The 529-nt window shown below is 49.7% G+C and carries 1 pseudogene; it reads right to left on the reverse strand.

The annotated features are described in order from the left end of the window. Positions 1-112 precede the first annotated feature (112 nt). Positions 113-379 (reverse strand): annotated as a pseudogene (locus ACRPFF_RS11110) (anion:sodium symporter); the annotation flags it as partial. Positions 380-529 lie beyond the last annotated feature (150 nt).

A 529-nucleotide genomic window follows, 5' to 3' on the forward strand; every position in this document is an offset into this window, starting at 1 on the left:
GTCGAGTCTCGTGGGCTCGGAGATGTGTATAAGAGACAGGTATTAGCTGATCTTTCGATCAGTTATCCCCCACTACTCGGTACGTTCCGATATGTTACTCACCCGTTCGCCAGCCGAAAAAAATGTAGATAATCGGGTTGGAAAAATCAGCCATCGCCTTTTTGATGTCCATGTCGGGGAAACCGAGTACGACGGCGAGAATCGGCACCATCAGTGCGGTTATGGTAATGTGGACGGCTTCGGTAAACCAAAGTGCGGCAACGAAAATCAGCAGCGCGATACCTTTATTGGCATCGGGGCTGTAAGGCAGGATGTGGTAAATGCCGAAACAGACGACGGCGGAAATAATGGTGGTCAGCAAACCCTTAAAGTCGGTAATCGGCTTCTGCGCACTGAGCCTTTCTCCCTTTGATACTGCTCAGGCACTTCTGCAAAATACGAGCTATGCGAATAGCAAAACCCCTTACATGTACCTTGTGTGGTGTCATTGGTTCCTAGCCTGTCTCTTATACACATCTCCGAGCCCACG

This window comes from Neisseria sp. SLRRB23 (assembly GCF_050896295.1).
GTDB lineage: Bacteria > Pseudomonadota > Gammaproteobacteria > Burkholderiales > Neisseriaceae > Neisseria.